Genomic DNA, 20,171 nt, shown 5'->3' on the forward strand with positions numbered 1-20,171 from the left:
TCTAGGCGCCCGCCCCCACCCCCTTCTGGGTCAGATCTGACCCAGAAGGGCGCTCGAGCCGCGGGCAAACGCCCCATCGCGTCAGATCTGGCACAACGTGCGGGGGTTATGCCGTGAGGCGGGTGAGCAGCTCGCGGTAGCGGGCGGCGGTGCGCTCGACGATCTCGGGGGGAAGCGCCGGCGGGGTGCCCTGCTTGTTCCAGTGCGCGGCGAGCCAGTCGCGCACGATCTGCTTGTCGAAGCTGTCGAGCCGGGAGGGGCCGCCGGCCGCATACAGCTCGGCGTCCCAGTACCGCGAGCTGTCGCTTGTCAGCACTTCGTCTCCGAGGGTCAGCACGCCTGTGGCCGGGTCGGCGCCGAACTCGACCTTGGTGTCGGCGAGCAGCAGGCCCCGCTCGGCGGCGATCGACGATGCGGCGGCGAAGATCGCGAGCGACGCATCCCGCAGCTGCCTGGCCCGGTCGAGCCCGACCAGCTCCACCGAGCGCTCGAAGGTGATGTTCTCGTCGTGCTCGCCGAGCGGCGCCTTGAAGGCGGGAGTGTAGAGCGGCCCGGGCAGGCGGTCGCCGTCGCGCAGGCCTGCCGGCAGCGGGATGCCGCACACCGTGCCCGACTCGCGGTACTCGGCCCAGCCGGAGCCGGTGAGGTACCCGCGCACGACGCACTCGATTGGCAGCATGTCGAGCCGCTTCACGAGCATCGCGCGGTCGGCGAGCTCCGCAGGAACCGGGGGCAGGGTGGGGCCGCCGGTGTCGACGACCGCGAGATGGTTCGGCACGGCGAGACGCCCGAACCACCAGCGCGTCAGCTGGGTCAGCAGGGCGCCTTTGCCCGGGATGCCCGGCTCGAGCACATGGTCGAAGGCACTGACCCGGTCGCTCGCGATGACGAGCAGGAGTGCCGGGTGATCGGCGTGCTCGTAGAGGTCGCGCACCTTGCCCGAGTAGACGTGAGTCCAGCCGGGCGTGGCGGGAGCATCCGCCATCAGAGAGCGCCCATCAGACGGCTCGCGCCGCGATGTCGCTGCGGTACTGGCCGCCCTCGAGCCCGATACGGCCGATCGCCTCGTAGGCACGTTCGCGGGCCTGCGCGAAGCCGGAACCGGTCGCGACGACGCTCAGCACTCGGCCGCCCGTCGCGACAAACCCGTCGGCGGTGCGCGCGGTGGCCGCATGGCACAGGTGCACTCCCTCGACGGCGGCGGCCTGGTCGAGCCCCGTGAGCGGGCGACTCGGCGCGGAGGTCTCGGGGTATCCCTCGCTTGCCAGCACGACGCAGACGCACGCCTCATCGGTGAACTCGGGGTATGGCCGCCCGGCGAGCTGGCCGGTGCTCGCCGAGAACAGTAGCTCGCTCAGCGGCGTGATCAGGCGCGGCAGCACGACCTGGGTCTCGGGGTCGCCGAAGCGGGCGTTGAACTCGATGACGCGGATGCCCTGCTCGGTGACGATGAGACCGCAGTAGAGCAGGCCGATGAAGGGGGTGCCCTGCTCATCGAGCTGGCGGATGGTCGGCTCGGCGACCGTGCGGATGACCTCGTCGACGAAGCCTTCGGGAGCCCACGGCAGGGGGGAGTAGGCGCCCATGCACCCGTGTTCGGGCCGGCTTCCCCGTCGAGGGCGCGCTTGTAGTCCTGCGCCGGGCTCAGCGGCAGCACGGTGTGGCCGTCGCTCAGGAGAAAGAGGGAGACCTCCTGACCGGCGAGGAACTCTTCGACCAGCACACCGCCCTGCTGCAGGTAGTTCTCGGCGTGCGCGAGGGCGGCGGCGCGGTCGTCGGTGACGATCACACCTTTACCGGCGGCGAGACCATCGGCCTTGACGACGTGCGGGGCGCCCAGCTCGTCGAGCGCGGCCTCGACGTCGGCGAGGGTGCCAGCGCGCACGGCCCGTCCCGTGGGCACGCCCGCGGCGTTCATGATGCGCTTCGCGAACGCCTTCGAGCCCTCGAGCTGGGCGGCGGCGGCGCCGGGCCCGAACACGGCGATGCCGCGCTGCCGTACCGCGTCGGCGACACCGGCGACGAGTGGCGCCTCGGGGCCGATGATGAGCAGCTCCATGTCGTTGTCGACGCAGTAGTCGGCGACCACGGAGCCCTGCGTCGCGTCGAGGGCGACGGTCGGCACGACGGCGGCGATGCCGGCATTGCCGGGCGCTGCGGTGATCTCGTGGGGTGTTGCGCGCTGCTCTCGGAGCAGTGCGGTGATGATGGCGTGCTCGCGCGCGCCCGAGCCGAGGACGAGGATTCTCACTCGCACAGCCTACTGACGCGGCGCGCGCCTGTGCGGCGTACTCTCGGGGCATGGCCAGGCCTCGCATCGACGACACCGAGGGGCGGGCAGCCGTGCAGGCGGTCACCGCGGCGAGCGCTGACGGGGATGCTCGTGCCGAGCGCGAGACGCTCGCACTTGCCGTGCGCTACGCGCTGCAGCTGCTCGCTGAGGCGGCGCCGGGCCGCTCGGTGGAGGTGCGTGTTCCCCCGTTCGGTGCGGTGCAGATTGTCGAGGGTCCGCGGCACACGCGCGGCACGCCGCCCAACATCGTCGAGGTCGATGCGTCGACGTTTCTCGAGATCGCGACCGGCGGCATCCCGTGGTCGCAGGCGGCGCAGGCCGGTCGCGTCCGTGCGTCGGGCAGCCGCTCCGACCTGTCGGCGCTGTTCCCGCTCGACCTTTCCTGAGCACGGACGCAGTCGCGGTGCGAGAGAATGGGGGTGTGAGCGACCAGCCGAGCCCCGCCTCCGACGACCAGCCCGCGCGCGACCGCGTGACGGTGCGCCGCGCTCCCCGCATCGGGGCGTTCCTCGTCGTCGGCGGCTTCCTCGGGTTCTTCGCGACGCTCGTCGTCACGAGTCTCTACGAGGCAGACCCCGGTGTGGGCTTCGCGGCCTCGCTCGCCTACTTCTCGCTGTACGGCATCTCGGCCGGGGTGCTGCTGGGTGCCGTCATCGCGATCGTCGCAGACCGCCGCTCCCGTCGGCGCACGCGCACGGTAGCGGTGGAGCGTGAGGCCGTGGAGCGTGAGGCGGCGGACCGTGAGGCGGCGCAGCCGCAGGTCGATGAGCGCCCGGCCACGGACTAGCTGTTCTGGTTGGCCTCGACCCACGCGAGGTACTCGGGGCTCACCGTGCCGGTGATGTACTCGCCGGTGAAGCAGCTCATCTCGAGCTCGGTGATGCCGCTGCCTTCGAGGATGGCCGCCTGCATGTCCTCCACCTCCTGGTAGATGAGGTGATCGGCCCCCATCTCCTGGGCGATCTCGGGAATCCTCCGGCCGTGGGCGACGAGCTCGTGTGAGGTGGGCATGTTGATGCCGTACACGTGCGGGTAGCGCACGGGCGGCGCCGCCGAGGTGAAGGTCACCTCGTTCGCACCGGCCGCGCGCGCCATCTCGACGATCTCGCGCGAGGTCGTGCCGCGCACGATCGAGTCGTCGACGATGAGGATGTTCTTGCCGGCGAACTCGCTCGACATGGCGTTCAGCTTCTGCTTGACGCTCTTCTTTCGCGCGGCCTGCCCGGGCATGATGAACGTGCGGCCCACGTATCGGTTCTTGTAGAAGCCTTCGCGGTACTCGATGCCGAGCTTCTGGGCCACCTGCATGGCCGCGGGCCGTGAGGAGTCGGGGATGGGCATGACGACGTCGATGTTGCCCGTCGGCGCGTAGCGCTCAATGGAGGTGGCCAAGCGGTTGCCCAGGCGCAGCCGCGCCTCGTAGACCGAGATGCCGTTCATGATCGAGTCGGGGCGCGCGAGGTAGACGTACTCGAACGAGCAGGGCGCGAGACGAGGGTTGACGGCGCACTGGCGTGAGACCATCTCGCCGTTCGAGGCGATGAACACGGCTTCGCCGGGGGCGAGGTCGCGCACGATCTCGTAGTCGCCGGCCTCGAGCACGAGCGACTCGCTCGCGACGATCCACTCGTCGCCGGTGAGGCCCGTCGTGCGGCGCCCGAGCACGAGCGGGCGGATGCCGAACGGATCACGGAAGGCGAGCATCCCGTGACCGGCGATGAGCGCGATCGCCGCGTACGAGCCCTCGACGCGCTCGTGCAGGCGGCTGATCGCCGCGAACACCTGGTCGGGGTCGAGGTCGTCGCCGCGCACCTGGGCCTGCAGCTCGTGGGCGAGCACGTTGACGAGCAGCTCGGTGTCGCTGTTCGTGTTGAGGTGCCGCCGGTCGATCTCGAACAGTTCGCGGGTGAGCTCGCGCGTGTTCGTGAGGTTGCCGTTGTGGACGAGGATGATGCCGTACGGCGCGTTCACGTAGAACGGCTGCGCCTCCTCCTCCTTGGAGGCGGAGCCGCGCGTCGCGTAGCGCACGTGGCCGAGCCCCATCGTGCCGAGCAGCGAGCGCATGTCGCGCGTGCGGTAGGCCTCGCGCACCTGGCCCTTCGCCTTGACGAAGTGAAGAACTCGGCCTTCGGCGGTCGCGATGCCGGTCGAATCCTGACCCCGATGCTGCAGGAGGGCGAGTGCGTCATAGACCTGCTGATTGACGGGGCTCGACGAGACGATACCCACGATGCCGCACATGCGGTGCCTGCTCCAGACCGTAGAGTGGTGACTGCTTGGCACCAGTCTGACAGACCGCGGATGGGATGAACGCATGACCAACTCCTATGCCGCGGCAGGGGTCGACACGGCTGCGGGCGACCGCGCCGTCGAGCTCATGAAGGCCTCCGTGGCAGCCACGCACGGCCCCGAGATCGTCGGCGGCGTCGGCGGCTTCGCGGGCCTCTTCGACGCAAGCGCCCTGCTCGGCTACCGCCGCCCCCTGCTCGCCTCGAGCACAGACGGCGTCGGCACGAAGGTCGCGATCGCGCAGGCCCTCGACATCCACGACACGATCGGGCAGGACCTCGTGGCGATGGTCGTCGACGACATTGTCGTCGTCGGCGCGAAGCCTCTCGTCATGACCGACTACATCGCGTGCGGCACGCTGCACCCCGAGCGCATCGCCGACATCGTGCGGGGCATCGCCGAGGCGTGCGCGGCGACGGGCACCGCGCTCGTCGGCGGGGAGACCGCCGAGCACCCCGGGCTGCTGGGGCCCGACGACTACGACGTCGCGGGCGCCGCGGTCGGCGTGGTCGAGGCCGACGAGCTGCTCGGGCCGGAGCGCGTCGGCGACGGCGACGTCGTGATCGCGATGGCCTCGAGCGGCCTGCACAGCAACGGCTTCTCGCTCGTGCGGCACATCTTGGCCCAGCGCGGCATCGGGTACCACGACGAGCTGGCCGAATTCGGGGGCGTCGTCGGCGAGACGCTGCTGACCCCCACTGCGCTCTACACCCGGCCACTGCTCGAGCTGCTGGCCGAGCATCCCGGGGCGGTGCACGCCCTCAGCCACGTCACCGGCGGAGGCATCGCGGCGAACCTTGCCCGCGTGCTGCCGGTCGGCAGCTGGGTCGAGCTCGAGCGGGGAACGTGGAGCCCGCCGCGCGTGTTCCGCGTGCTGGCCGACCTCGCCGGCGAGAGCCTCGAGTCGACCGAGGGAACGTGGAACGTGGGTATCGGGATGCTCGCTGTCGTCGCGCAGGACCGCGCGGCCGACATCGTCGCGGCCCTCGAGTCGCGCTCAGTGCGTGCCTGGGCGGCGGGCACGGTGTCGACGACGGCGCGCGACCTCGACGGTTTCGAGCAGGGTGCGAAGGGTGTCACGGGAGGAGCGGCTCGGCTCGTGGGCTCGTACCGGGCCTGAGCGGAGCATCCCGAACCGCACGCGGCGAGGGAGGCGGCTACGCCGTGCGGGCGTCGTCTTCCGTGTCGTCCTCGTCGTCGTCGAGCTCGTCATCATCGCTGACGAGGTGCGCCCACTTGTCCTCGTAGTCGGGTTCGCTGGAAGGCACACCGAGCTCGCGCTCGAGCGCGCTGAGGTTGGTGTTCGGGGTCGAGTACTTCAACTCCCGTGCCACCTTGGTGTGCTTCGCCTTCTGTCGGCCGCGCCCCATGCGTGACCCCCTCACAAGTGTGTCGACGAGTGGCCCGGTGAAGAACCGAGCGCGTCGAGTCGGGATGATACAAAAACTGTTGCGGAGTTTATCACGCGAGCCCCGCTCGACGAGCCCCCCAGCGGCTGTCGCGCGAGGGTGCGCCCGGTAGCGTAGGGCGGGTGAGCGAGCCCGACCTGACCACCTCCTGCGTGGTCATCGGCGCGGGCCAGGCGGGCCTCTCTGTGGCCTTCTACCTGCGCCGGCTCGGCCTCGAGCCGGGCGAGGAGTTCGTGGTGCTCGACCGCGGGCCGCGCACGGGCGGGGCGTGGCAGCACCGCTGGGAGGCGCTGCGGCTTGGCTCGGCCCACCGCGTCAACGACCTGCCCGGCATGGACGAGCTGGGGCTGAGCTTCGAGACCGCCGACCACCATGCGCCAGCGCGGGAGGTCGTCGCCGACTACTACGCGCAGTATGAGGAGCACTACGGCCTGCAGGTCGTGCGGCCGGCGACGGTCACGCGCGTGGAGGATCTCGGAGGGCCGCTGCGGGTGCGCTTCCAGACGGAGAACGGCGAGTTGGAGCTGGCGGGGTCGACGATCGTCAACGCGACCGGCACCTGGGGCTCGCCGTTCGTGCCCCACTACCCGGGCATCCGCGATTTCGCCGGCCGCCACGTGCACACGGCCGAGTACACGGATGCGACCGACTTCGTCGATCAGGACGTCGTCGTGGTCGGCGCCGGCACGAGCGCGATCGGCTTCATCCTCGAACTGGAGCCGCACGCGCGCAGCATCACCTGGGCGACGCGGAGACCGCCGCAGTTCCTCGACGAGGCCGTGCTCAACCTCGAGGCGGCCGAGAAGGCCGTCGCCGCGCAGGACGACGCGGCGCGCGCCGGGCGCGCCCTGCCGAGCATCGTGAGCGGCACGGGCGTGCCCCGCACGCGGCGCATCCAGGCCGCCGTCGACCGCGGCGTGCTCGAGTATCGGCCCATGTTCGACCGCATCGAGGTCGATGGCGTGCGCTGGGACGAGTTCGACGTGTTCCAGCCCGCGCAAGCGATCGTGTGGGCGACGGGATTCCGCCCCGAGCTGCGGCACCTCGCCCCGCTCAAGCTGCGCGAGAAAGAGGGCGGCGTGACCGTCGCGAGCCACCACTCAGAGCGCGACCCGCGCATCTTCTTCGCCGGCTACGGCCCGTCAGCCTCCACGATCGGCGCCAACCGGGCCGGCCGCAACATTGCGCGGCAGGTCGTCGCGACGCTCAGCAAGATGGGGAGGTAGCCATGGACTTGATCACGATTGTCCTGATCGTGACGCCCCTCGTGCTCGGGGCCATCCTGCTCGTCATCGGGGTGATCTTCTTCACGGTGGTGATTCCGCCGACGCGGCAGAAGCTGGCCGAGCGGCGGGCGGCGGAGGCTGCCGAGCGTGCGGCGCGCGAGAGCTCAGGCGACGAGGGTCGCGGCGGCGAGGCCCAGTAGCGCGGCGGGCACGGCGAGGGCGAGGGTGAAGGCGACGTTCGCGAGCGCGGCGCGGTGCTTGCCCTCCGACACGAGCTGGATCGTCTCGACGGCGAAAGTGCTGAAGGTGGTCAGGCCTCCGCACAGGCCACTGACGATGATCAGCTGCACCGTAGGGTCGAGCGGGAGGGCGAGCGCGAGCCCGGCGAGCAACGACCCGACGACGTTGACCACGAGCACGCCCCACGGAATGCGGCCGCGGCCCGCGAGAGCGACCGACGTGAGCTGACGGAGGACGGCGCCGAGGGCTCCGCCCACGGCGACCGCGAGCAGCACGAGGGGGGTCACTCGCGCACCTCATCCATGTCGGGCGACTGCCGCTGCGTGAGCCGGGAACCGAGCACGAGGCCGAGCCAGGCGGCGAGCATCCCGAACCCGATGCTGAGCACGACCGACAGCACCGCGCCCGCGATGTCCCCCGCCTGTGCGAGGGCGACGATCGAGACCGCGAGCGCTGAGAACGTCGTGAACGACCCCAGGATGCCCGGCCCGAGCCCCACCCGCACCCAGCCCGGCACGCGAGGCCACAGGGCGGCGACCAGCAGGCCGAGCACGAAGGATCCGACGGTGTTGACGAGCAGGGTGCTCAAGGCGAACTCGTCGAGGTCGTGCACGACTGCGACATCGATGAGCACCCGCAGGGTCGTGCCGATGAGCCCGCCGACGACCACGGCGAGGAGCTCACGAGGGCTCGCGCCCACTCTGTTGCGCACCCGTGCCGTCACCTGCGCGAGCCTAGCCGCGCCATGGCCGCGGCGGGGAAGCACCGGCACTGCTGCCACCGATGTGCCCTCACTACACTGAGCGCGTGACTGACGCCGCCCCCTCCGCCCCGTGGCCGCGTCGTCGTCGCCGCCGCTGGCCGTGGATCGTCGGCGGGCTCCTCGCCGTCGTGCTCGTGCTCGTCGCGATCGTCGTCGTGCCCATCCTGCTCGCCACGCCGCAGGGCTCCTCCGGGCAGGCGCGCGTGACAGACGGGTACCCGACGACTGTGACCGCGACCGGGGACGACGAGCGCACGCGCACCCTCACGGTGGAGACGCCCGACGGGGATGCGCCCGAGCTCGACGCCGTGAGCGCGGGCGACCGCCTCGTCGTCTCGGGCGAGGGGTACGACGGCTCGCGCGGTCTCTACGTCGCCGTGTGCGCGATACCTGAGCAGCTCGACGGCAAGCCCGGTCCGTGCCTCGGGGGAGTCGGATCGCAAGAGGTCGACGAGTTCGAGGAAGGCGTCGTGCAGTACGCCGCGTCCAACTGGATCAACGAGGCCTTCGCCTGGCGGCTCTTCGGCGCGCGCGCCTACGACGACGGCGAGACCGGCACCTTCACCGCCTATCTCGAGCTGCCGCCCGCCGCCGACGAGAACGTCGACTGCGCACAGGTCGAGTGCGGGCTCTACACGCGCAACGACCACACGGCCTCAGCTGACCGCGTGCAAGACCTCTACCTGCCGCTGCGCTGGGTCGGCTAGCCGCCCATCTGGAGCCTCGCCGCAGACACGCATCAGCCCCGGACCTGAGTCCGGGGCTGATGGAGGGGGATCAGTAGCCGATCGACGACAGGGCCTGCAGGCCGACGGCGAAGAGCGCGAAGAACGCTCCCACGCTCACGAGGCCGCGGCCGAGGCCGACCGGTGAGCCGAAGCCGTGCCAACGAAACTGCAGGAGGCGCTCCTCGGGCAGGCGGGTGGTGGTGCGGGTGTTCTTCTGGTCAGACATGTACTTCTCCTTCTTGCGTGTGTGTGGGTGATGCGGATGGGGTGACGATCAGACGGTGGGGGCGCTCGCAGGGTCGCGCGTGACGGCACTGGACCGGCGGCCCGCGAGAAGCAGCCAGATCGTGAACGCGAATTCGGCCACGATGGACGGGATCGCGACGATCGCGAGCATGACGTCGGCGATGGCGGCGTAGTCGGCGACCAGCACGTGCGCAGCCGTGTCGACCACGTAGGCGGCTCCGGCGACAGCGAGGATGACTCCGATGGCCCTCGGTGCGATGCGCGTGCGCACGATGAGCGCACCGAGCAGCACGAGGTGGAAGCCGAAGGCGCTGAGCCCCACGAACCACGCGAAGTCGAACGCGCTCACCATGAGCAACGCGGCATCCGGGCCGAGGCCGACCGCGCCGTTCGCGATCTCGAGGGCGAGGAACAGGAACACGGTGGCGACACCGAGCATCACGGTGTAGGCGATGCGGAACCAGGCGATGAGCAGCGATCGCGCACGCCCGCCCGGGGCGAACAGCACGTAGAGGGCCCACGCGACGGGGATGTCGATGAGGAAGACCGCGACGAAGGCGGCGAGGCCGGTGCGGAACAGGGTCTCCTGCTCGCGGATCGCCGCGACCGTGGCCTCCGCGTCGCTGGGGTCGATCATCCCCTGCTTGACGATGAAGTTGGCGAAGATCGCGAGAACGAACAGTGCCAGATAGCCGACACCGGCCACGCGAGCGGCGGTGCGCCGCGACGAATCGATGAGGGTGGACATGATGTGTTTCCTTTCGGTAGGTGTGGCGCTCAGGACGCCACGTGGAGAACGGCCTTGCCGCGGATGCGACCGGCCGAGAGGTCGTCGATCGCCTCGCGCACCGCGGAGAGCGGGCGCACCACGTCGACGGTGGAACGGAGCTGGCCGGAGGAAACCAGTCGCGCGAGCTCGGGCAGCCCGGCTCGTGACTCGGACGAGATGAAGAAGCCGAGGCGACGGCGGGTGAAAGCCGAACGGATGCGCGCACCGAATTGACGCTGAATGCCACCGGTGAGCTTGCCGCCGTCTTCGCCACCGACGATGACGAGCGTGCCCTCGGGGTGAGGATGCGCACGAGGCGGCCCAGCGGGAGACGACCGTTGATGTCGATGATCACGTCGTAGCGATCAGGCGACGTGGTCACATCGGTGACCGCGTAGTCGATCACGCGGCGCGCACCGAGCGATTGGACGAAGTCGGCCTTCGCCGCGCTCGCCACGCCCGTGACCTCCGCGCCGGCGGCCGCGGCGATCTGCACCGCGTAGCCGCCGACGCCCCCGGAGGCTCCGAGAACGAGCACCTTTTGCCCCGCGGCGACCGCGCCGTGATCGCGCACCGCCTCGAGCGCCGCGAGGCCCGAGACGGGCAGCGCGGCCGCCGCGATCATGTCGACGCCGGTCGGGATGCGGGCCAGCGCCGAGGCGTCGGCAACCGCGTACTCGGCGAAACTGCCGTCGGCTGTGCCGAACACCTTGTCGCCGATCGTGAAGTCGGTCGTGCCGGAGCCGAGGGCGACGACCGTGCCGGCGACGTCGAGCCCGGGGATCGGCTGACGCGGCGTGGACATCCCGAACATCGGGCGCACGATGTAGGGCAGCCCGGCCATGATGTGCCACACGCCGCGGTCGACGCCGGCGGCGCCGACGCGGAGCAGCACTTGGCCCTCGCCCGGCTCGGGCACGTCGAGGCGGTCGACGCTCAGCACGTCGGTGGTGCCGTAGCCGCGCTGCACGACGGCGCTCATGGTCGTGGGAATGGTGGGGACGTTCGCGGGCACGGGGGCCTCCTTCGCTGATCGGATGTTCGTACTAAGTACGACGACTCGCACGACGATAGGCGTACTTAGTACGATGTGTCAAGATCGCGGCGCGGATCCGTTGCCGCAAGTTCCGGAAGGAGACGTGAGACCCCATGCTCGATCGAGCGCGCATCATCGAGGGGGCCCTGGAGGTCGCCGACCGGATCGGCCTGGAACCGTTGACGATCCGGCGGCTCGCCGAGCACCTCGGCGTGAAGCCGATGACGCTGTATCACTACGTCGACGGCAAGGACGACATCATCGACGGCATGGTCGGCCGAGTGTTCGACGAGGTGGGTGCGACCGACACGACCATCCCGTGGAAGGACGCCATCCGCGCGCGAGCACGCTCCCTTCGCGACGCTCTGCGTCGGCACCCGTGGGCGATTCCCATCATGGAGTCGCGGCGCAAGCCCGGAGAGGACATCCTCGATCACCACGAGGCGATGCTGCGGGTCTGGTTGAGCACGGGCTATCCGTTGCCGGTCGTGGCGCACGGAGTCGCGGTCGTCGATGCGTTCGTGTACGGCTTCGCGCTGCAAGAATCCGCGTTGCCACTGGGGGAGAGCGGCGGCGACCTCACTGAGGCGAGCGAAGAGGTCGTCGTGCCGCTCTCGCCCGAGCGGTATCCGTCACTCATGCGCTTCACCATGGACCACGTCATGCAGCCCGGGTACGACTTCGGCGCCTCGTTCGAGGCTGGGCTCGACTACGTTCTCGACGGCGTCGAGCGTGCCGGCGCCGTAGCCGCCGAGTAGCGCGACTGAGGAGCCGCGTGCACGGGGGAACCGCGTTCACGGGCGCGGAGTACCCGAGGGCGAGCGCCGCGTGCCGTCAGCGCACGAGGCCGAGCACGTCGGCGCGCAGCCGCGACAGTCGCGACTCCAGCTCGTCGACCGCCGACGCGAGGTCGGCGCCGCGCGCCGCCGCCGAGCGCAGCTCGGTGCGCACGTCCTGACGGAACTCGGCGAGCAGCACCTCCGCCCGCTGAACCTGAGCCCGGGCATCCGCCCGCGACTCGTGCAGCGTCGAGTGCATCGAGGTCGTCGCATCGCGCACCGCGTCCGAGGCGGCAGCAGAGGCGTCCGCGGCGGTCGCCGACGCGTACGAGGCGGCCTCGCGCGCGGTCGCGCCCGCCCCCCGCGTCTCGCGTGACGCCGCGGCGAGCTCAGCCCGCAACGAGGTCATCGCCTCCGACACCGAGGCCCGCACCTCGTCGGCGAGCCTCCGCACCGAGTCGCCGATGCCGTTCTCGATGCCCTCCAGCTCATCGCGCCGATCGTTCAGTTCGGCACGACCGGCATCGGTGAGCGCGTACACCGTCTTCCGGCCATCCGACTCCTTGGAGACGAGCCCCTCCGCCTCGAGCTTCGCGAGCCTCGGGTAGATCGTGCCCGCCGACGGCACGTAGGTGCCGCCGAAGCGATCGCTGAGCGCCTGGATGATCTCGTAGCCGTGCATGGGCCGCTCGTCGAGCACGAACAGCAGGTACAGCCGCAAGTGCCCGTGCCCGAACACCGCGGGGCTCACGAGGCGGCTCCCGAGGCGGCGGGCTCGCCCGCCGCATCCTCACCCGCCGCATCACTGGATGCCCCGCGCACCGTGTGCACGACCGACACGTCGCCCGACACCGAGTTGGCGCGCACCTCCGTGAACGACCCGGCCAGCTCGCCGTAGCGACCCGTGTACTGGCCCTTCACCCCGCTGATGCGCGCGTCATCTAGCTGCAGCCGACCGCTCAGCGTGCTGATCGAGTACTGGGACGGCCGACCCGCGTCGAGCCGCACCGTCAGATCGCCCGACACCGTGCTGTTGCGCACCCGGTCGGGTGCGCCGTGCAGGTCGGCGACCACGTTCGCCGACACGCCGTCGCACGTGAACCGCCGAATCTCACCGGACGCCGTCACGTCGCCGCTCACCGTCTGCACCGTGAGATCACCGTGCAGCCCGCGCACCGACACCTCACCGTTGACGGCGTGCACCGACACGTCGCCGACGATGCCATCGAGCACAACCTCGCCGTTGACCGTGTTGACGGTCACCTCAGAGTTCAGGCCGCTGATGAGGCCCTCCGCCGACACCGCGTTGAACGACAGCGTCGCCGAGCGCGGTACGAGAATGCTCACCTCGGCACGCGCCTTCACGCCGAACAGGCGGAAGTTCTCGAAGAAGGTCTCCCACTTCAGCTGCGGGTGGTCGACGACGAGGGTGTCGCCCTCGAGCGCGACCTTGAGGTCGCGGCCCGAGACCTCGTGCACCTCCACGCGTGCGCCCGGCTCGTCGTGCGCGACGATGTCGATCTGCCCGCCGATGAGCCCCACCTTGAGGCGGCGCACCACCTCGAGGTCGATGACGGTCGGGTCGGTGACGATCCACGTCTCCTGGGCCATGAGTGCTCCTTGCTCGAGCCCCAGCGGGGCATCCCTATCGCGATATATCGCGTCTCGAGAAGTCACGATATATCGCGAATGATGCGCGCGCAAGCGGGGCCGCCGGTCCGGCCGGAGCGGGACGGTCGGGCCCCGCTCGGCTCACGGCGCCACGCCGCACCCACACACGCCGAAAGTGACAAGCCACGGGGAACGTTCCGCGTGGCTTGTCACTTTCGGCCCCGCGAGCAGCTGGCCCGCGGGGCGCTGCCACAGGGATGCTCCGCCGAGGCTTGACCTTGACGCAGCGTCAACCTCTAGCGTGGGCACGCACCCCACCGAGGGGTGCCGTGGAGACGAGGAGGCGAGACGCATGCAGTGGTCGATCCAGGAGATCGCCCGACTCGCGGGCGTCACGAGCCGCACCCTGCGGCACTACGACGACATCGGGCTGCTGCCCCCGACGAGCGTCGGCGCCAACGGGTACCGGTACTACGACGAGGCGGCGCTGACGCGACTGCAGCGCATTCTGCTGCTGCGCGAGCTCGGACTCGGGCTGACGGCCATCGGCGAGGTGCTCGCCGAGCAGGACGACGACCTGCGAGCGCTCGTGAGGCACGTGCGCTGGCTCGAGGACGAGCGAGCCCGCATCGAGCGGCAGATCGCGAGCGTTACCACGACGATTCGCAAGAGGGAGGGAGGTGAAGAACTGATGGCAGAAGAGATGCTCGACGGGTTCGACCACACCATCTATCGGGAGGAGGTCGAGCAGCGCTGGGGCGCTGAGGCCTACGCGCGCAGCGACCGGTGGTGGCGCGAGCTGGGCGCCGAGGGGCAGGAGGCATTCCGCGCCGAGGCGGCGGCGATCACCGCCGGCCTCATCGAGGCGCGTGCGTCGGGAGCCGCCGTGGAGGACGCGGCCACGCAGGCACTCGTCGCCCGGCACTACGCCTGGGCGCGGGCCGGCTGGGGCGGCGCCCCCATGAGCGCCGAGGCCTACCTCGGGCTCGGCGACATGTACGTCGCCGACGACCGCTTCGCGCGGCACTACGGCGGCCTCGAGGCCGCGCAGTACCTGCGTGAGGCGATACGGGTCTACGCGCGGAACGAGCTCGCGTAGTACCCGTCGTGATGCGAGCGGACGGGTACGGGACCGTACCCGTCCCTCGCGATCACCTCGATCGTCGCGATGATCGCCCACACCGCGAGAGCGACGAGAGCCGTGCCGAGCGCGATCATGACCCGGCCACCACGGTCTGCGGTGCGGTGCCCGCCTCGGGCGGAGCCGGCGACTCGGCGGGAACGGCTGACGTGCCCGCGAGGGGGGAGAGCGGGCCGGCGACGGGCGCAGCCGCCGGCCCGCGGTCTGAGGCCGCATCCGAGGTCGCCGGATGCCCGAGGTCCGGCTGGTGGGCCGCCGCGGCCGCCGCGTCGCTCGGCAGCGGCACACGCAGTCGCGGCAGGGTCACGTGCACCATGGGTCCGATGAGCAGGGCGAAGGCGACCGTGCCGAGCCCGACGTTGCCGCCGAGCAGCCAGCCGATCGTGAGCACGGTGAGCTCGATCGTGCCCCGCACCGCCCAGATGGGGAACCCGAAACGGGCGTGCGCGCCCGTCATGAGCCCGTCGCGCGGCCCCGGGCCGAACCCGGCGCCCACGTAGAGCCCCGTCGCGATGGCGAGGAGGGCGAGGCCGCCGCCGAAGATGAGGATGCGCGCCCACAGCTCCTCCGGAGCGTCGAACGCCCACAGCCCCACCTCGAGAGCCGGCCCCACGAGCAGCACGTTGAGCACGGTGCCGATGCCGGGCTTCTGCCGCAGCGGAATCCAGAGCAGCAGCACGAGAGCGCCAATCAGCACTGTGACCAGTCCAATTCCCCAGCCTGTCTGCAGATCGGCACCCTGCGCGAAGACGGTCCACGGGTCGAGGCCCACTGCCGCCTCGATCATGAGAGCGAGAGCGATGCCATAGAGGAAGAGCCCGAAGAGGAGCTGCGTCCAGCGGCGCACGAGCAGGCGAGGGGAGGACATGAGGACAGTCCACCGCGTAACTGGACCGTCGTGCAAGAGGCCAATACGCGTAGAGTGGACCCGTGCCCTCGCTCACTCCCCGACGATTGGCCACTCAACTCGGCGACTGGCGGCCGACGAACGGTGATCCGCTGTACGGAGTTCTCGCCGACCACATCCGCCTGCTCATCCTCGACGGGCGCATCACGCCCGGCACACGACTGCCCGCCGAGCGGCTACTCGCCCAGCACGAGGGCCTCAGCCGCACGACCGTCGCCGCCGCCTACGCCCGCCTGCGCGAACTGGATTTCCTCACGAGCGTGCGCGGCTCCGGTAGCGTCGCCCGCCTGCCCGACGGACCGCGCTCCGTGGATCCCTCGATCACCCCCGAGGGCCTGCTCGAGTTCTCCAAGGCCACCCTTACGGCGATCCCACTCGTTGCGGACGCAGCCCGCGACGCCGCCGCCCTCCTGCCGCAGCACCTCGGGCTCGCCGGCTTCGACCTCTACGGCCTCACCGCACTGCGGCAGGAGATCGCCGACCGCTACACGCGGCGCGGCCTGCCGACCACGGTCGACGAGGTCATGGTCACACTCGGCGCCCAGCACGCGATCTCGCTCGTCGCGCGAGCCCTCGTCGCGCGTGGCGACCGTGTGCTGGTCGAATCGCCCAGCTACCCCCACGCGCTCGAGGCCTTCCAGCTGGCCGGCGCCCGACTCGTCACCGTCCCCGTGACCACGGAGAGCGGATGGGACGACGACGCCCTCGAGCAGGTCTTCCCCCGCACGGCTCCGGCGCTCGCCTACCTCATGCCCGACTTCCACAACCCCACGACGCGCACCATGCCCGCTGCGCAACGCGCGCGCGTCGTCGCCCTCGCCGAGCGGCACGGCACGACGATCGTCGCCGACGAGACCATGTGCGACCTCGCCTTCGACGGCGAGACGCCGCCGCCGCTCGGCGTCCACGGCAGAGTCATCACGATCGGCTCTGTCGGCAAGAGCGTGTGGGGCGGCATCCGCCTCGGATGGATCCGCGCAGAGCGCTCCACCATCACGCGCCTCGCCCTCACGCGCACCTCTAGCGACCTCGGCAACCCGACCCTCGAGCAGCTCATGCTGCTGCGCCTTCTCCAGCAGTACGATCGCGTGCTCGACGCCCGCCGGGAGCAGCTGCGCGCCGGGCACGCCCTCCTGACCGGGCTGCTGCGCGAGCGGTTCCCCACGTGGCGCATACCCGAGGTGCGCGGCGGTCTCACGCTGTGGGTCGCCATCGGCGCGCCCCTGGCCTCGCAGCTCGCGCTCGCCGCGCGCGCGCACGGGGTGCTCATCGGAGCGGGGCCGCGCTTCGGGCTCGACGGAGCGTTCGAACGCTACCTGCGGTTGCCGTTCTGCTATCCCGAAGCCGACACGCGCGCCGCGATCGACGCTCTCGAGCGCGCCTGGCGCGACGTGGTCGACCGCGAGCCCTCACAGCCCGTGAATGATCCTCTTGATACGGTCGTGTAGCTCGAGCCGAGCATCCCGCGCGCCGACTCGGCGGCCGCATACCGCCCGCATGGGAAATGCCCAGCAATCTTTGGGATGCTCAGCACCTCCCGCGCGTTCCTGCACGTGCGCCACCCCTGCCCCGCGCCGCTCAGCGGCACCCCACAGCATCGGAGAACCACGTGCACCTGCTCTCGGTGTTCAGCCTGCGCAACCGAGCGCTCATCGCTCTCGTCACCATCGTCGTGGGACTGTTCGGGGCCCTCGCACTCAACAGCCTCAAGCAGGAGCTGATCCCCTCGATCAGCTTCCCGCAGGTCATCGTCATCACGCAGTACCCGGGGGCTGCGCCCGCCGTCGTCGAAGAGGACGTCTCCACCCCGATCGAGACGGCCATTCAGGCCGTGCCGGGCCTCGAGGAGTCCAACGCGACATCGAACACCGGCTTCTCACTGGTGAGTGCCAGCTTCGAGTTCGGCACCGACATCGCCCGCGCCGAGCAGCGGGTTCAGCTCGCCGTCAACCGGCTGCAGCTGCCCGACGACGTCGAGCCGCAGGTGCTGACCGGGTCGATCGACGACCTGCCGGTCATCCAGTTGGCCGTCACGAGCGATCTGAGCGCCGGCGACCTCGCCGAGGCGCTCGAGGTGCAGGCTGTGCCCGACCTCACCCAGCTCGACGGTGTGCGTGAGGTCTCCGTCTTCGGCGCTGTCGGCGACCGGGTCACGATCACCGCCGACGACGAGGCGCTCGCCGAGCTCGGCCTCGTGCGCTCCGACATCGTCGACACGCTCGACGAGTACGGGGTGCTGCTGCCGGCCGGCACCATCACCGAGGACGGCCAGACCCTCGCCGTGCTCACGGGCGTGCGCATCGAGACCATCGAGGAGCTCGAAGCGCTGCCGATCCTCGGCGCGGAGAGCGCCGACGTCACCACCATCGCGGATGTCGCGGATGTCGCCATCGTCGGCGACCCCATCCAGGGCTACTCCCGCGTCAACGGGGAGCCCTCGCTCACGCTCGCCGTCACGAAAACCCCCTCAGGCAACACCGTCGACGTCTCCCGCCTCGTGCAGGAGGCCCTCCCCGGCCTCGCCACGGCGATCGGCTCCGGAACCGCGTTCACGGTTGTCTTCGATCAGGCGCCGTTCATCGAGAGCTCCATCGAGGCGCTCGCGACCGAGGGAACGCTCGGGCTCGCCTTCGCTGTGATCGTGATCCTGCTGTTCCTGCTCTCGGTGCGCTCCACGCTCGTCACCGCGATCTCGATCCCCACCTCCATCCTGCTCACCTTCATCGGCATGCAGGTCTCCGGCTACAGCCTCAACATCCTCACCCTCGGGGCCATCACCATCTCCATCGGGCGCGTCGTCGACGACTCGATCGTCGTCGTCGAGAACATCAAGCGGCACCTCGCCCTCGGTGAAGAGAAGATGCAAGCCATCCTCGTGGGCGTCAAGGAGGTCGCGACCGCGATCACCGCAGCCACCGCGACGACCATCGCGGTCTTCCTGCCTCTCGCGCTCGTGGGCGACATCACGGGTGAGCTCTTCAGGCCCTTCGCCCTGACGACCGCGATCGCGCTCGGCGCCTCGCTCTTCGTCTCGCTCACGATCGTGCCCGTGCTCTCGTACTGGTTCCTGCGCGCGCCGAAGGTGGGCTCGCACGCGGCCGCCCTGTCGCTCGAGGAGGAGTCGGCGGCTCCCACACGGCTGCAGAGGAGCTACCTGCCGATTCTGCGCTGGACCCTCCGCCGTCCGGTCGCGACCATCCTGCTGTCCCTCCTCATCCTCGGCGGCACCGCCGGGCTCGCGACCAACCTCAAGACGAACTTCATCGGCGACTCGGGGCAGAACACGCTCACCGTCACGCAGACCCTGCCCAACGCGACGAGCCTCGACGAGCTGGACCGCGCTGCGACGACCGTCGAGGAGGAGCTGCTTGCCGTCGAGGGCATCGAGACCGTGCAGGTCTCGATCGGCTCGGGCGACGGCTCCGCGCTCGCCTTCATCCGCGGCGGAGGCGACATCACCTACTCGATCACCACCGATGAGAGCGCAGACCAGGTCGCGCTGCAGGATGCTGTGCGCGAGGCGGTTGCCGAGCTCGACGACGTCGGGGAGATCGCCCTGCAGGCGGCGGGGTCCGGCTTCGCCTCCAGCACGATCGATGTCGACATCAGCGCCGCGAGCGAGAGCGATCTGCAGGACGCGGCCACGGCGATCCTCGACGCGGTGAGCGCGCTCGACGTTACGGCGGAGGCGACCAGCAACCTCGCGGCCACGCAGCCGTACCTGGCGATCGAGGTGGACAGGGAGCGCGCCGCCGAGCTGGGGCTCTCCGAGGTCGCCGTGGGCGGAATCGTCGCGCAGGCGATGTTCCCCGCGTCCGTCGGCTCTGTGGTCATCGACGAGAAGACGCTCTCCATCTTCCTGCCGAACGAGAACGCCCCGACCACGGTCGAGGAGCTGCGCGACTTCGTGCTGCCCACCGCCATCGGCCCGCAACCGCTCAGCGAGCTCGCCTCCGTGGAGGAGGCGTTCGGACCGGCGACGATCACCACGATCCGCGGCATTCGCAGCGCCACCGTGAGCATCACGCCCGCGATCGCCGACATCGGCTCGGCGTCCCTCGCGATCCAGGAGGCCGTCGACAGCACCACCCTGCCCGACAGCGCGCGGGCGACGCTCGGCGGCGTCACCGCCCAGCAGGCGGATGCCTTCAGCCAGCTCGGTCTCGCCCTGCTCGCCGCCATCCTCATCGTGTACGTGGTCATGGTGGCGACCTTCAAGAGCCTGCGTCAGCCACTCCTGTTGCTCGTGTCGATCCCCTTCGCGGCGACCGGCGCGATCGCCCTGCAGCTGATCGCCGACATCCCGCTGGGTGTGCCCTCTCTCATCGGGGTGCTCATGCTCATCGGCATCGTCGTGACCAACGCGATCGTGCTCATCGACCTCGTCAACCAGTACCGCGTGCGCGGCATGAGCGTCGGGCAGGCCGTCATCGAGGGCTCCTCCCGCCGCTTGCGGCCGATTCTCATGACGGCGGCGGCGACGATCTTCGCGCTCGTGCCGCTCGGCCTCGGCATCACGGGCAGCGGCGGATTCATCTCGCAGCCGCTCGCGATCGTCGTCATCGGTGGGCTCGTCTCCTCGACGATGCTGACCCTCCTCGTGCTGCCCGCCCTCTACTACCTCGTCGAGGGTGCGAAGGAGCGCCGCGAGGCGCGCCGCGAGGCGCGAGCGGCCGAGCTCGAGGGGCGCACGACCGCCGCCTGAGCATCCGCACCCGCCGCCGCGCGGTGGCG

At 70.5% G+C, this 20,171-nt stretch carries 22 protein-coding genes and 2 pseudogenes; 10 read left to right on the forward strand and 14 right to left on the reverse strand.

The window, feature by feature from the left end; genetic code table 11:
- Positions 1-106: 106 nt before the first annotated feature.
- Positions 107-985, reverse strand: a complete 879-nt coding sequence (locus RJQ01_RS10985; RefSeq protein WP_350476765.1) for a phosphoribosylaminoimidazolesuccinocarboxamide synthase — start codon at positions 983-985, stop codon at positions 107-109.
- Between the two features lie 13 nt (positions 986-998).
- Positions 999-2,251 (reverse strand): annotated as a pseudogene (purD, locus tag RJQ01_RS10990) (phosphoribosylamine--glycine ligase).
- A 50-nt stretch (positions 2,252-2,301) separates the two neighbouring features.
- Between purD and RJQ01_RS10995 the strand changes: the two are divergent.
- Positions 2,302-2,679: a sterol carrier family protein gene (locus RJQ01_RS10995; RefSeq protein WP_350476766.1), complete on the forward strand. Its 378-nt coding sequence runs from the start codon at positions 2,302-2,304 to the stop codon at positions 2,677-2,679.
- Between the two features lie 35 nt (positions 2,680-2,714).
- Entirely contained in the window at positions 2,715-3,080 is a 366-nt protein-coding gene (locus tag RJQ01_RS11000; protein WP_350476767.1) for a hypothetical protein, read from the forward strand.
- Here RJQ01_RS11000 and purF read toward each other — a convergent pair.
- On the reverse strand, positions 3,077-4,534 hold the full coding sequence (gene purF / locus RJQ01_RS11005; protein WP_350476768.1) for an amidophosphoribosyltransferase: 1,458 nt from the start codon (positions 4,532-4,534) through the stop codon (positions 3,077-3,079). The two genes, RJQ01_RS11000 and purF, sit on opposite strands and share 4 nt — an antisense overlap.
- Positions 4,535-4,607: 73 nt before the next feature.
- On the opposite strand from purF, the gene purM reads away from it, so the two are divergent.
- The gene (gene purM, locus RJQ01_RS11010) at positions 4,608-5,702 is read left to right on the forward strand and encodes a phosphoribosylformylglycinamidine cyclo-ligase (RefSeq protein WP_350476769.1); all 1,095 of its coding nucleotides are present in this window, start codon (positions 4,608-4,610) and stop codon (positions 5,700-5,702) included.
- Positions 5,703-5,739: 37 nt separating this feature from the next.
- Here purM and RJQ01_RS11015 read toward each other — a convergent pair whose 3' ends face one another.
- On the reverse strand, positions 5,740-5,952 hold the full coding sequence (locus RJQ01_RS11015) for a DUF3073 domain-containing protein (protein ID WP_350476770.1): 213 nt from the start codon (positions 5,950-5,952) through the stop codon (positions 5,740-5,742).
- Between the two features lie 161 nt (positions 5,953-6,113).
- On the opposite strand from RJQ01_RS11015, the gene RJQ01_RS11020 reads away from it, so the two are divergent.
- On the forward strand, positions 6,114-7,217 hold the full coding sequence (locus RJQ01_RS11020) for an NAD(P)-binding domain-containing protein (RefSeq protein ID WP_350476771.1): 1,104 nt from the start codon (positions 6,114-6,116) through the stop codon (positions 7,215-7,217).
- Positions 7,218-7,219: 2 nt separating this feature from the next.
- The gene (locus RJQ01_RS11025) at positions 7,220-7,417 is read left to right on the forward strand and encodes a hypothetical protein (protein WP_350476772.1); all 198 of its coding nucleotides are present in this window, start codon (positions 7,220-7,222) and stop codon (positions 7,415-7,417) included.
- On the opposite strand, the gene crcB is transcribed toward RJQ01_RS11025, so the two are convergent.
- Positions 7,382-7,744: a fluoride efflux transporter CrcB gene (gene crcB, locus RJQ01_RS11030; protein WP_350476773.1), complete on the reverse strand. Its 363-nt coding sequence runs from the start codon at positions 7,742-7,744 to the stop codon at positions 7,382-7,384. The two genes, RJQ01_RS11025 and crcB, sit on opposite strands and share 36 nt — an antisense overlap.
- Positions 7,741-8,181: a fluoride efflux transporter FluC gene (locus tag RJQ01_RS11035; RefSeq protein ID WP_350476774.1), complete on the reverse strand. Its 441-nt coding sequence runs from the start codon at positions 8,179-8,181 to the stop codon at positions 7,741-7,743. Before RJQ01_RS11035 ends, crcB begins: the two co-directional genes overlap by 4 nt.
- Positions 8,182-8,264: 83 nt before the next feature.
- Here RJQ01_RS11035 and RJQ01_RS11040 point away from each other — a divergent pair, with 83 nt between their 5' ends.
- Positions 8,265-8,927, forward strand: coding sequence for a hypothetical protein (locus RJQ01_RS11040; RefSeq protein ID WP_350476775.1), 663 nt, complete (start codon positions 8,265-8,267; stop codon positions 8,925-8,927).
- A gap of 70 nt (positions 8,928-8,997) precedes the next feature.
- Here RJQ01_RS11040 and RJQ01_RS11045 read toward each other — a convergent pair whose 3' ends face one another.
- The 4 genes and pseudogenes from RJQ01_RS11045 to RJQ01_RS12810 form a co-directional block, all read right to left on the reverse strand.
- A complete protein-coding gene (locus RJQ01_RS11045) occupies positions 8,998-9,174 on the reverse strand; it encodes a hypothetical protein (RefSeq protein WP_350476776.1) in 177 nt (58 codons plus the stop codon).
- Positions 9,175-9,222: 48 nt separating this feature from the next.
- A complete protein-coding gene (locus RJQ01_RS11050; protein ID WP_350476777.1) occupies positions 9,223-9,942 on the reverse strand; it encodes a DUF4386 domain-containing protein in 720 nt (239 codons plus the stop codon).
- Positions 9,943-9,971: 29 nt separating this feature from the next.
- Positions 9,972-10,244 (reverse strand): zinc-binding dehydrogenase, encoded by a 273-nt coding sequence (locus RJQ01_RS11055; protein ID WP_350476827.1) that lies wholly within the window; start codon positions 10,242-10,244, stop codon positions 9,972-9,974.
- 59 nt (positions 10,245-10,303) lie between these two features.
- A pseudogene (locus RJQ01_RS12810) lies at positions 10,304-10,945 on the reverse strand (NAD(P)-dependent alcohol dehydrogenase); the annotation flags it as partial.
- A 167-nt stretch (positions 10,946-11,112) separates the two neighbouring features.
- On the opposite strand from RJQ01_RS12810, the gene RJQ01_RS11070 reads away from it, so the two are divergent.
- Positions 11,113-11,757 carry a TetR/AcrR family transcriptional regulator gene (locus tag RJQ01_RS11070; RefSeq protein ID WP_350476779.1) on the forward strand — a complete coding sequence of 215 codons (645 nt, stop codon included), beginning with the start codon at positions 11,113-11,115 and terminating at the stop codon, positions 11,755-11,757.
- Between the two features lie 76 nt (positions 11,758-11,833).
- Here the strand turns inward: RJQ01_RS11070 and RJQ01_RS11075 are convergent, their stop codons facing one another.
- Positions 11,834-12,529, reverse strand: coding sequence for a PadR family transcriptional regulator (locus RJQ01_RS11075; RefSeq protein ID WP_350476780.1), 696 nt, complete (start codon positions 12,527-12,529; stop codon positions 11,834-11,836).
- On the reverse strand, positions 12,526-13,389 hold the full coding sequence (locus RJQ01_RS11080) for a DUF4097 family beta strand repeat-containing protein (RefSeq protein ID WP_350476781.1): 864 nt from the start codon (positions 13,387-13,389) through the stop codon (positions 12,526-12,528). The genes RJQ01_RS11075 and RJQ01_RS11080 overlap by 4 nt, the downstream gene beginning before the upstream one ends.
- Positions 13,390-13,741: 352 nt before the next feature.
- Between RJQ01_RS11080 and RJQ01_RS11085 the strand changes: the two genes are divergently transcribed.
- On the forward strand, positions 13,742-14,488 hold the full coding sequence (locus tag RJQ01_RS11085) for a MerR family transcriptional regulator (protein ID WP_350476782.1): 747 nt from the start codon (positions 13,742-13,744) through the stop codon (positions 14,486-14,488).
- Here the strand turns inward: RJQ01_RS11085 and RJQ01_RS11090 are convergent.
- The gene (locus RJQ01_RS11090) at positions 14,464-14,607 is read right to left on the reverse strand and encodes a hypothetical protein (RefSeq protein WP_350476783.1); all 144 of its coding nucleotides are present in this window, start codon (positions 14,605-14,607) and stop codon (positions 14,464-14,466) included. The two genes, RJQ01_RS11085 and RJQ01_RS11090, sit on opposite strands and share 25 nt — an antisense overlap.
- Entirely contained in the window at positions 14,604-15,398 is a 795-nt protein-coding gene (gene yczE, locus RJQ01_RS11095; RefSeq protein WP_350476784.1) for a membrane protein YczE, read from the reverse strand. The genes RJQ01_RS11090 and yczE overlap by 4 nt, the downstream gene beginning before the upstream one ends.
- 62 nt (positions 15,399-15,460) lie before the next feature.
- Here yczE and yczR point away from each other — a divergent pair, with 62 nt between their 5' ends.
- Both yczR and RJQ01_RS11105 read left to right on the forward strand, forming a co-directional pair.
- On the forward strand, positions 15,461-16,885 hold the full coding sequence (gene yczR / locus RJQ01_RS11100) for a MocR-like transcription factor YczR (RefSeq protein ID WP_350476785.1): 1,425 nt from the start codon (positions 15,461-15,463) through the stop codon (positions 16,883-16,885).
- A 161-nt stretch (positions 16,886-17,046) separates the two neighbouring features.
- Positions 17,047-20,142 (forward strand): efflux RND transporter permease subunit, encoded by a 3,096-nt coding sequence (locus tag RJQ01_RS11105; protein WP_502885264.1) that lies wholly within the window; start codon positions 17,047-17,049, stop codon positions 20,140-20,142.
- Positions 20,143-20,171: the final 29 nt, after the last annotated feature.

It is taken from the genome of Microcella sp. (genome assembly GCF_040286215.1).
In the GTDB taxonomy this organism is placed as follows: Bacteria; Actinomycetota; Actinomycetes; order Actinomycetales; family Microbacteriaceae; genus Microcella.

Coding starts and splice junctions, on each gene's coding strand:
- RJQ01_RS11070 (WP_350476779.1), top strand. CDS start 11,113: ATGCTCGATCGAGCGCGCATCATCGAGGGGGCCCTGGAGGTCGCCGAC.
- RJQ01_RS11025 (WP_350476772.1), top strand. CDS start 7,220: ATGGACTTGATCACGATTGTCCTGATCGTGACGCCCCTCGTGCTCGGG.
- RJQ01_RS10995 (WP_350476766.1), top strand. CDS start 2,302: ATGGCCAGGCCTCGCATCGACGACACCGAGGGGCGGGCAGCCGTGCAG.
- RJQ01_RS11080 (WP_350476781.1), bottom strand. CDS start 13,389: ATGGCCCAGGAGACGTGGATCGTCACCGACCCGACCGTCATCGACCTC.
- RJQ01_RS11085 (WP_350476782.1), top strand. CDS start 13,742: ATGCAGTGGTCGATCCAGGAGATCGCCCGACTCGCGGGCGTCACGAGC.
- RJQ01_RS11050 (WP_350476777.1), bottom strand. CDS start 9,942: ATGTCCACCCTCATCGATTCGTCGCGGCGCACCGCCGCTCGCGTGGCC.
- yczE (WP_350476784.1), bottom strand. CDS start 15,398: ATGTCCTCCCCTCGCCTGCTCGTGCGCCGCTGGACGCAGCTCCTCTTC.
- RJQ01_RS11015 (WP_350476770.1), bottom strand. CDS start 5,952: ATGGGGCGCGGCCGACAGAAGGCGAAGCACACCAAGGTGGCACGGGAG.
- RJQ01_RS11090 (WP_350476783.1), bottom strand. CDS start 14,607: ATGATCGCGCTCGGCACGGCTCTCGTCGCTCTCGCGGTGTGGGCGATC.
- RJQ01_RS11045 (WP_350476776.1), bottom strand. CDS start 9,174: ATGTCTGACCAGAAGAACACCCGCACCACCACCCGCCTGCCCGAGGAG.
- RJQ01_RS10985 (WP_350476765.1), bottom strand. CDS start 985: ATGGCGGATGCTCCCGCCACGCCCGGCTGGACTCACGTCTACTCGGGC.
- purM (WP_350476769.1), top strand. CDS start 4,608: ATGACCAACTCCTATGCCGCGGCAGGGGTCGACACGGCTGCGGGCGAC.
- purF (WP_350476768.1), bottom strand. CDS start 4,534: ATGTGCGGCATCGTGGGTATCGTCTCGTCGAGCCCCGTCAATCAGCAG.